General features: G+C 59.7%; 8 protein-coding genes. 6 read left to right on the top strand and 2 right to left on the bottom strand.

All coding sequences use genetic code 11. The features are described 5' to 3' along the window. From WBB85_RS14880 to WBB85_RS14860, 5 genes are all read left to right on the top strand, one after another. A partial coding sequence (locus WBB85_RS14880) for a hypothetical protein (protein ID WP_432639384.1) occupies positions 1-419 on the top strand: 419 nt, incomplete at its 5' end. Further along, a complete protein-coding gene (locus tag WBB85_RS14875; protein ID WP_432639383.1) occupies positions 416-856 on the top strand; it encodes a hypothetical protein in 441 nt (146 codons plus the stop codon). The genes WBB85_RS14880 and WBB85_RS14875, both read left to right, overlap by 4 nt. 7 nt (positions 857-863) lie before the next feature. Continuing rightward, positions 864-1,238 (top strand): hypothetical protein, encoded by a 375-nt coding sequence (locus WBB85_RS14870; RefSeq protein ID WP_432639382.1) that lies wholly within the window; start codon positions 864-866, stop codon positions 1,236-1,238. Between the two features lie 184 nt (positions 1,239-1,422). After that, positions 1,423-3,393, top strand: coding sequence for an OmpA family protein (locus WBB85_RS14865; RefSeq protein ID WP_432639381.1), 1,971 nt, complete (start codon positions 1,423-1,425; stop codon positions 3,391-3,393). A gap of 191 nt (positions 3,394-3,584) precedes the next feature. Beyond that, positions 3,585-3,743 (top strand): hypothetical protein, encoded by a 159-nt coding sequence (locus WBB85_RS14860; RefSeq protein WP_432639380.1) that lies wholly within the window; start codon positions 3,585-3,587, stop codon positions 3,741-3,743. A 129-nt stretch (positions 3,744-3,872) separates the two neighbouring features. On the opposite strand, the gene WBB85_RS14855 is transcribed toward WBB85_RS14860, so the two are convergent. Next, positions 3,873-4,745, bottom strand: coding sequence for an NAD(P)-dependent oxidoreductase (locus WBB85_RS14855; RefSeq protein ID WP_432639379.1), 873 nt, complete (start codon positions 4,743-4,745; stop codon positions 3,873-3,875). Positions 4,746-4,873: 128 nt separating this feature from the next. Here WBB85_RS14855 and WBB85_RS14850 point away from each other — a divergent pair, with 128 nt between their 5' ends. Continuing rightward, positions 4,874-7,339, top strand: a complete 2,466-nt coding sequence (locus WBB85_RS14850; protein ID WP_432639378.1) for a penicillin acylase family protein — start codon at positions 4,874-4,876, stop codon at positions 7,337-7,339. 63 nt (positions 7,340-7,402) lie between these two features. On the opposite strand, the gene phoB is transcribed toward WBB85_RS14850, so the two are convergent. Continuing rightward, a complete protein-coding gene (gene phoB / locus WBB85_RS14845; RefSeq protein WP_432639385.1) occupies positions 7,403-8,068 on the bottom strand; it encodes a phosphate regulon transcriptional regulator PhoB in 666 nt (221 codons plus the stop codon). Positions 8,069-8,075: the final 7 nt, after the last annotated feature.

The following is an 8,075-nucleotide window of genomic DNA, read 5'->3' as shown; positions in this document are numbered from 1 at the left end:
GTTTCATCTTTGCGTCAGGTCAAAAATGGGTCGCCAACAGCTTTCCGGCCAGGCCGCATCTCTATCTGGCGATCGAGGCGGTACTTCGGCAAACGTTCGGGACCATTCTTACCTATGACTACAATCCGAGCCATCGCGACCACATCCATTTCGACAACGGAGACAAGGTAGGGTTTCGCCCACATTCCAAAAGCAGGGTCCTGTTTCTGCAGAATGCGGCCCACCACCTCTTTGACGTGATGGTGAGCGTTGACGGAGTCTACGGACCCGAAACCCAGTTGGCTGAACGTGCGGTGCGCAAGGAGTTGGGTTTGGGGGGATTCTCGAACCTCGCGAATTGGATCACGTTCCTCGATGCATCCGCGGATATCGCGATGGATCGTGCAGTCGAAAACGAAGCATGGGAGATGAGCGCATGAAACGGATGTTGTACAAGGGCTTTTCCGCCACTTCGCTTGTCATCGCTTTGACCGGATGCGCCGTCTTTGAACCCGCATACCCCGACCCCGTGACGAAAACTGCCGCAGACGGTCTGGAAGTGGTTTCGGAACTCGTCGCCGCAGCGCAATTGGGCGATTTTTCCAAACCGGCGAGTTATCACAATGCGGCTCCGCGCTATGCGGCCGCTGTGGCGCGACTGGAAGTCGTTCGCGGTTGGGCGCTGAACCGGTCAGAAGCAGACGACGGTCTTCCGGCAACTGAGGCGGTGAAACTGATGGCCGACGATCTTGGCACCTGCGTCACCGGTGTTCAGGACATGGCAGAACGTCATCGCAGCGTCGGCCTTGCCCAGTCACCGGCATATACGACCATCCGCCTGACCTGCGCCATCCCGATCAACAACATTCTTCAGTGAGGACATCATGGCATTCGATTACAAAGGTTTCACTCCAAAGACCGTCGACGAGTTGTTCAAGGGACTCGGTTCAGCCCTGTCGGATGAGGCAGGCAGCTGGTTCGCCAAGAACAGGGAACAGTCGAGCGGGTATCTCAGATCCATTTCGGAGGCCGTCATTCAAACGAAGATCGATTACGCCGCGGGCCGGATCAGCAAAGCGGACGCCGAGTTTCTGATGCGGTCGCACAAGAGGGCGATGAAAGTCTATCTGAACGGTCTGAAATACGAGACTTACGAATTCCGGCAGACCATTCTTGACACTGCCGTTCGGGCGCTGGGTCACGCCATCGTCAACCTGACCGGCGTCAACATTGCTCCGCAACTTGTTCAGTCCGGCTAGACCTATGGAACGCCGGGCGACACAGAATGGCGAAAAGTCGGGCACACGCTGTGTAGGCAAGGATGCCGACCGGCAGTGCCCCGACTGTTCGGTTCCTGATGGCAAACGGCTTCTCTGCGAACGCCACCTAGACGAACTAAGACGCGGAAGACTGTCGGTAGTGACCGGCTTGCGATCCGTCCAGATGAAAACTCTTCTGTCGCTGAAGATTGTGAAAACGACTGAAACGGAAGATGGGGTACGCACTTCTAAGGGTGACGAAAGACCGGGTCTGGTAGACCGAATTCCCCCTGAGCTGTTTTCGGCGCCCGGTCTGTTGATCCTCCTCACGGCACCGGCATTGGCAGTCTATGACCGTCTCTGGCGTGGATGGCTGGGTATCGACCTTCCCATCGGGTCTGTCACTTCGGGCGCGGGTGCATTTCTCGCTGCGGAACTCGTTGCACTATTCGGGCTGCTCTTTGCCGCGTATCTGTCAGTTGGCTGGGCTCTCTCCAGAGTAGCGCGAGCAATCGGCCGGGTCAAAGCGCGTTTCTCGGAAGAGGGGCGTCGTTCAAAACGGGCCATGCGGCGACTGAAGTTCTATTGGTTGATCCACTACATACGGTTGTCGGCTGCCAATAAATGGTTGCGGATGATCAATTTCTTCAGGCGACGCAAAACAGAGCCTTGTGACGTCAAACGGCAAGTGGCAGGCGAAACTGCCGATATGTTGCGGATCGCAGCGCGATTCCGTCTTGGCTACAAGAGGCGGTTGCAAGAGCAGTCCCGAAAAGCAGACAGATTCATTGCCTGGCTCTGGAGATCGCTTTTCAACGGCGAACGGATTACTGTCCGCACGGTTCTGTTCCGCGTTTCTGCAATCACCGCCATAGCACTGCTATCATGCGCACCTTTATACTCGATGGCGCAATCGGCCAAAACGCGGATCGGCGACACTGGCACCAAAGACGAAAGGCGCGTGAAATGCGAAACGGTTCTTGTCGGTGGCAGCGTCGCAACTCTGATGGAAACAGTTGGGCTCCCCTTGGCTAACCGCATTCCCTGCGGCCGAGCCTATCTGTCGGACAGGCATTCCGTCATCGCAGCGGGTTTGAAGCCAGCATTATTACCAAGCACGTTGTCGGGAACGCAGATGACCGAAGAAGTGTTTCATCTCGGACGTTACGGTGACTGGGAGGTATTTGCGCCGCACCGAGCCCCCGGAGAGCGGATCATACTCAAGGCGGCGATGGTACAGCAGTTCCTGCCGTCGAAGCCGATGACGGCGCCATGGAGTGTCGCCGGTCACCTTCGCATGATCCGCACGACACTGCTAACCTTTGGCCGATCGGCACACAGCTATGCGCGTTCGCTGATCTCTTCCGCAATCTCCCAGGCAACCGATCTTGCCCGGCTGCAGACAGATCTTGATTTGCTCAATGTTCGAGTTGACGAACTCGCAGCGTTGCAAGTCACGGTCCAGTTGCCGAAGCCAGAAGTGTTTGTCACCGTTCTGAACGAAACTGGAAACGACATCGGAATGAGTGACGTCCTGTCTGGGCTTGGAAACGCGGTCGAGGCACTGACGCATGCGACCACTGCGCTCAATTCCGCAGGCAATCGGATGTCGGATAGTGTGGCGGTCCCCGTGCCGGGTTTCGTACATGGCTCTCGGCAACAGTTGATCCGGGCCTTTGGGGAAGACGGGATGAATGAATGCGACAATGTGCAAGTCGACGGGCCAGATATCTTCTTCTCGGAAGGCAGCTTTGTACCGAACGATCCCGGGCCGATCGTGGCGTTCGCGGAAAAGTTCAAGAATCTTCGCAAGAGCGGAGTGAAACGTGACAATCATCACATCATTTTCCTGACTGGCTATGCCAGCGCCACCGGTTTGTCGGCGCAGAATGCCGATCTTGCTGACCGGCGGGCCGACCGGGTGAAAAGCATATTTGTGCAGAAGTTATTCAACCTGTCGCCCCGCAGAGCGGATGAAGAGGGTCATGAGCATTTACGTAAAGACAATATATCCGTTGTCGCATTTGGAGCGGGCGAAACCATCGACGATCGCAATATGGATATGGACGTATCGCCGAGACGCGTCGAGATCCGCTACTGTACGATCTCTGCCACCGATAAGGCAGCCTACGAAACAGTCAGCACATTTCGATAGACCGACATTCGTCCGACGCGGTAAACACCAGTTTTTTGGTCAACTTCGACCAATAAGGCACAAAGCTGCGGAAAGATCTGGCTGCTTCGCAATCGACGCTACATGGCTGTTCAACCCCCGCTTTGCGGTCGGCCGACTCATCTGAACGCTGTGCTATTGGCCCAAGCTCGGCTTTGGGAAGCCGCACCGCAGTGTCGAGCTTCATTGGCAAGGTCGTCCTTGGGTTGAGTCTTGCCACGGCTAATGTCGGCTCGGCACGCTTCGCACCCGTTCATGCCTCGCGCAGCATCGGTCAATATGGGCTCTCCGCCAGCTTTCGCCGCGCTTTGTTTGAACGGCTGCTTTACTGAATCCGCAAGGGCATTGTGCGTTCCGATATTTGAGGTCTTCACGCTCAATGCCCTTGCTACCGTCGCGCCAAAATGTTGACCAAAGGTCAATAGTAGATATTTTCACCAAGTGGAAGCAGACGGGGCGTTTTATCCGAGCTTTCTGAGCCGGGCCATCAGGCTCGACGTGTCCCAGCGGCCGCCGCCCATCTTCTGGACATCCTTGTAGAACTGGTCAACGAGGGCCGTGACCGGCAGGCTCGCGCCGTTCTCATCGGCGGTGGCAAGACAGATGCCGAGATCCTTGCGCATCCAGTCGACGGCGAAACCGTAGTCGAACTTTCCGTCCTGCATGGTCTTATGGCGGTTGACCATCTGCCAGGATCCTGCGGCGCCCTGGCTGATCACCTCGACCAGATCCTCGATATCAAGCCCGGCCTTTTCGGCGAAGTGCAGCCCTTCGGACAGGCCCTGAACAAGGCCCGCGATACAGATCTGGTTGACCATCTTGGCAAGCTGGCCAGCGCCGGTATCGCCAAGGCGGCGACAGATGCGTGCATAGGCGGCGATGACGGGTTCGGCGCTGTCATAAGTCGCCTGATCCCCGCCGCACATGACCGAAAGCACGCCGTTTTCGGCACCCGCCTGCCCGCCAGAAACCGGCGCATCGACATAGCCGATGCCAGCATCGGCCGCGACGGCCGCCAGTTCACGGGTGACGGCGGCCGAGACGGTTGTGTGATCGACAAAGATCGCCCCCTTGGCCATTCCGGCGAAGGCACCGTCAGCCCCAAGGCAAATGGCGCGCAGGTCGTCATCATTGCCGACGCAGGCCATCACAAATTCAGCGCCATCAGCCGCTGTCGCAGGCGTCGGAGCGGTCTTGCCGCCATGCTGCCCGGCCCAGGCACCAGCCTTCGCCGCATTGCGGTTAAAGACCGTAACCTCATGCCCCTTGGCGGCAAGATGCCCGGCCATCGGGAACCCCATCACACCAAGGCCAAGAAATGCCACCTTTGCCATCGTATCCTCCCAAGATCATTGCGGTTCGGGCCGTTCTGTCCTAGTTAACCGCCCTGCCCGTGCCGTCAACCGGTTCATGGGTCCGGTGGGGCTGGGCGCGCCGGACCGGCCCATCCTTGCGGAGTATCATGCTTACCGCTTTTCGCTGGCTCACGCGTATCGTTTCGGGGCTGATGGTGCTGGCATTCTGCACCGTGGCATTGACCTATTATTTTGCCGCGCGGTCGCTGCCGGACTATGACGAGGATTTCAGCGTCGAGGGTATATCGGGCCGGATCGAGATCGTCCGCGACACAGCTGACGTGCCGCATATCTTCAGCCCGACCGATGCGGATGTCTATTTCGCGCTGGGATTTTCCCATGCACAGGACCGGTTGTGGCAGATGACCGTGTTGCGCCGCACGGTTCAGGGCCGGTTGTCAGAGGTCTTTGGTACCCGCACTGCCCGCAGCGATGAATTGATGCGGCGGCTCGATCTTTACGGCTTGGCCACACGTGCGGTTGCGGCGCAGGATGCGCCCACCCTTGCCGCGCTGGAGGCTTATTCGCGCGGTGTGAATACCTGGATCGGGACGATCAATGCCGAGGCCAAGGGGCGGGGCGCGCCGGAGTTCTTTCTGTTTTCGAATGAGATTGCCTATTGGCAGCCAGCGGATTCGCTGGCGATCCTGAAACTGATGGCTTTTCGCAATACGGCGCAGGCCGAGGCCGAGGTTCTGCGCGCGCGGTTGTCGCTATTGTCCGACGACTGGGTCCGGGACCTGATGCCCGACATCCCCGGCGACGGGGTGGCGGCACTGCCGCCCTATGCAAGCCTTGTCCCAGGCGTATCCCGGTCCTATGCCGCACTGGACCGGACGGACGATCCGCTGACTCCGCTTCCCTCGCTGACCTTCGCCGGAGCCTCCAACGCCTGGGCTGCGGCTCCGTCGCGTTCGGCGGCGGGTGGATCGCTTTTGGCCAACGATCCTCATATCGACTTTTCCGCGCCATCGCTCTGGTATCTTGCCCGGCTGGAACTGCAATCGGGCGGGGTGATTGGCGCGACGGTTCCGGGGATCCCGGCGGTGCTGGCCGGACGCAACAGTGGGCTCGGCTGGGGGATCGGTGCGGCCTGGGCCGATGATCAGGACATCCACATCGAAGAACTCAACCCCGCCGATCCGGAACGCTACCGCACGAGTGACGGGTGGAAGGCCTTTGACAACCGCAAGTCGATCATCGAGATCAAGGATGCGCCGCCGATTACGGTGACGCTGCGCTGGAGCGACAATGGCCCGGTATTGCCGGGAACGCATTACGATCTTGCGTCGGTGACGCCCCCCGGACATGTCGCCGCGCTGAGCTGGACGGCGTTGACGGCAGACGATCCATCGATGACGGCGGCCCTGCACCTGATGCAGGCGCATTCTGTCGAAGAGGGGATCGCCGCCGGTAAGGACTATGTGGCGCCTGCGATGAACGTGACGATGGCCGATCAGGACGGGATCGCGCTGGTGATGTTCGGGGCCATTCCGGCGAGACATGAGCGGATGCAGGGTCAGGGGCGGCTTCCGTCGCTTGGCTGGGTGGAAGAGAACCGCTGGCACGGCACCCTTCCCTTCGCGCTCAATCCGCGTTTCGTCGATCCGACGGGCGGCATTGTCGGCAATACCAACAACAAGCTGGTGGATCGCCCCTTCCCGCGCCATGTGAGCTTTACCTGGGGCGATACGCAACGGGTGCAGCGCTGGACCCGGCTGATGCAGGAACGCGAGGTTCACAGCCGCGAGAGTTTCATCGCGGCACAGCTCGACACCGTCTCGCCCGCAGCCCGCACGATCCTGCCGCTGATTGCCGCCGACCTCTGGTTCACCGGTGAGGCGGCACCGGCTGGCACACCGGAACGGCTGCGCCAGCGGGCGTTGGAGGTGCTGGCCGAGTGGGACGGCAATATGAACGAGCATCTGCCCGAGCCCCTGATCTATGCCGCCTGGGTTCGGGCGCTACAAAACCGGCTGATACGGGATGAGCTGGGCCCGCTGGCAGATACATTTACCCATATGGAGCCGTTGTTCATCGAACGTGTGTTCCGCGATATCGAGGGGGCGTCGCGCTGGTGCGACGTGATGCAATCGGCACCGGTGGAAAGCTGCACGGATGTGGCGCGCATGGCGCTTGATGACGCACTGCTGGATCTTTCCGAACGCTACGGACCCAATGTTGAAAGCTGGCGCTGGGGCGACGCGCATCAGGCAACGCAGGACCATCCGGTTCTTGGGCGGATGCCGGTCGTGAAGTGGTTCGTCAATATCCGGCAGTCAACGAGCGGGGGCGACCATACGCTCGACCGCGGGCTGACGGCCGGGACCGGGCCTGAACCCTTCCTGAACGTCAATGGGGCCGGCTATCGCGGGGTCTATGATTTCGCCGATCCGGACAGTTCGGTGTTCATCATCTCAACCGGTCAGTCGGGACATCCCCTGTCGCGGCACTACGATGATCTGAGCGTGCTCTGGCGGCGGGGGGAATATGTGCCAATGTCGCTTGACCCGGATCTCGCGCGGGCCGCGGCGACGGGTGTAACAATCCTTGAACCCAAGGCAGAACCCTGACGACGGCTGCGAATTTTCTCCGAAAATTCGTCGATTTTTCGAAGAAAAATCGTTGTCGGCCGATCATCCAAGCGCGTAACCGGCACCACGCACGGTGCGGATCGGATCTTCACCACCATGGGCGCAAAGCGCCTTTCTGAGCCGTCCGACATGGACATCGACGGTCCGGGTATCGACATAGATGTCCCGCCCCCAGACCCGGTCAAGAAGCTGGTCGCGCGGCCAGACCCGGCCCGGTTTTTCCATGAAAGTGGTGAGCAGCCGGAATTCGGTCGGGCCGAGTTTCAGGTTCTGACCGCCCCGGATGACCCGATGGGTTTCGGGATCGAGCGTGATATCCTCGAATTCCAGCACTTCGCCGACGCTTGACGGGCGGGTGCGGCGCAGCTGGGTGCGGACTCGCGCCATCAGTTCGACAACCGAATAGGGCTTGACCATGTAGTCATCCGCCCCGGTTTCCAAACCGCGCACCAGATCGACCTCTTCGGACCGCGCCGACAGCATGATGATCGGCACAGCCCTGGTTTCGGGTTTGGACTTCAGACGCCTGCAGACCTCGATCCCCGAGACATTGGGCAGCATCCAGTCAAGCACGATGAGGTCGGGCGTTTCCTCGGCAACCAGCAAAAGCGCCTCTTCGCCATTGTCTGCCTGCGCGACGCGAAAGCCTTCGGCCTCAAGATTATAGGTCAGAACCTCACGCTGGGCAGGTTCATCCTCGACCACCAATACGTTC

The organism is Albidovulum sp., assembly GCF_049646345.1.
Taxonomy (GTDB): domain Bacteria; phylum Pseudomonadota; class Alphaproteobacteria; order Rhodobacterales; family Rhodobacteraceae; genus Albidovulum.
This window is presented reverse-complemented; position numbering and strand designations above follow the sequence as displayed.